The organism is Carnobacterium sp. 1290_CSPC (genome assembly GCF_001053265.1).
Classification (GTDB): Bacteria; Bacillota; Bacilli; order Lactobacillales; family Aerococcaceae; genus Aerococcus; species Aerococcus urinaeequi.
In genome coordinates, this window is record NZ_JVVG01000097.1 from 1 (window position 1) to 1893 (window position 1893).

2 protein-coding genes and 1 pseudogene are annotated in these 1893 nt (G+C 30.5%); all 3 read right to left on the minus strand.

The genetic code is table 11. The features are described from left to right. A pseudogene (locus tag AC973_RS09880) lies at positions 1-86 on the minus strand (IS6 family transposase); the annotation flags it as partial. Positions 87-266: 180 nt separating this feature from the next. Beyond that, positions 267-722: a signal peptidase II gene (lspA, locus tag AC973_RS08500; RefSeq protein WP_225968976.1), complete on the minus strand. Its 456-nt coding sequence runs from the start codon at positions 720-722 to the stop codon at positions 267-269. Positions 723-811: 89 nt separating this feature from the next. Then, entirely contained in the window at positions 812-1474 is a 663-nt protein-coding gene (locus AC973_RS08505) for a CadD family cadmium resistance transporter (protein WP_048729593.1), read from the minus strand. Positions 1475-1893 lie beyond the last annotated feature (419 nt).

Consider the following 1893-nt stretch of genomic DNA (forward strand, 5'->3'; position numbering starts at 1 on the left):
TTGCGTCTCTTTACTGGACGATGGTCTTGTTCAATCAAATTATTCAGGTATTTAATGGTATGATGTTCTGTCCCTTGATAAAAGCCGTATTCTTTAAACGGTCAAAGGTTATCCTGATATTTAGGATAACCTTTTATTTGTGTGCCCGGCATGGGTGTAATTCATATTAACCATGCTATTTCTTTTTTGTTGTTATTTCCTATCAACAATCGTCATACATAGCTGGTTATTCGTGGGATTGAAATTTGCAAAAAACAAAAAAATCTTTAAGTTTGATTATCCTCTAATTTTGACTCTTTATAAGTACTAATAAGGAATAAGATAGCTCCACTAACTAAAAATACATCCGCAGTATTAAAAATTGGATAATTAATAAATGTAACTTCGAACATATCTGTTACTTCCCCAAAAATTAAACGGTCTATAACATTTCCCATTGCACCTCCTATAAAAAAGCCAAAGGCTATACGCGTTAGCTTATCAGTTACTTTACGAGAATAAATAAGACCAACGACTATAACAATAATGGCAATGCTAATTAAGAATATTTTTTGTCCTGAAAAAATTCCCCAAGCAGCACCTGCATTTCGATGAGATGTTAATTGGAAAAAACCATTGATAATGGGAATGGATTGCCCGTAGTCCATAAAATTTCTAACTAAATATTTAACAAACTGATCAATACTTAGTGTGAGAATAATGATCCAATACAAAGTCGTCACCTCAAAGTTTATTTTCTATAAAGATTTATACTCATTACTTTAAAAGGAAAGGGGATATAACAATAAAATTTTTGAACTATTACGGTTAATTAGGAATTTAAATTTACGAAGTCAGACCACAGGTTAGAAAATATATTATTTTCTGCCATGATATAAAATCCTAATCCTATAAACACAATTGGAATAAGCCATCGGCCGTATTTCTCAAGTGTTTCAGAAACATATCTAAATCTTGCTAGACGATAGCCGATTAAACACCAAACCGCAACCATTATAAAGAAAGTAACAACTGTAATGACCAGTTGGTTGTTATTTAAAGTAGAAAAGAATGGAATATAAATTCCAATATTGTCTCCACCATTGGCAAATGTGATAAATGCTACACTTAAATAGAACTTATTAAATTTATTTAAACTAGAAAGAATAGCACCTTCATCTTCATCTTCACCCTTTATAAACAGTTTAACTCCTAAATAGATCGGAATTAGTCCTAATAAACCCACCCATTGATCAGGAATGAGTGTTACTCCAAATGTAGCTAAAAGACTGATTAAAACTAAAAGTGCAAAACCAAGATATTGACCAATGACTATATCTTTAGGATAAATACGATTTCCCTTCACCATTCGTCCATTACTTGCTTTAGCTTGTGAACTTGCCTGAGAGAACAGCAACATCAAGACAAAAATGTCATCGATATTGGTTACTATAAAAGACCCTAAAGCAGAGAGAATGGTTAAAATTAAATTCATAAAAAAACTCCTTTTTAAATTGCTCCATAAACGGAATAATAGATATTTAGTTATGTTAGTTTGTTACACATTCTATTATTTCTCCTTCATGTAATGACTTGGAATTTCGCTTAGCACGATCCTAAAATTAATAGATACTATTTTATGTAAAAATATTGAAGTTATTATTCAAATATTCGTTTGAATATATTGTGCTTTTAGAATAAAATTATTAACGTAAAATGTCAACATTAAAATGTTGGTTTGAGTGAAAATAAAAAGCGAGAGTAAATTGAAAAGCAAAAGAAACAAATCCATTGTACGTATTAGTCTTATTATTTCATAAACGACCGTTTTTGGTTATGAAGAGTGGACTTCTCGGTTCTGTTGCAAAGTCTTAAATCTACTATCAAATAAGGTAGAATAATAGAAAAAGATAG

What these genes read in the sequence shown, in the direction of transcription:
- AC973_RS08505 (WP_048729593.1), bottom strand. Translation starts at nt 1,474, where the DNA reads ATGAATTTAATTTTAACCATTCTCTCTGCTTTAGGGTCTTTTATAGTA.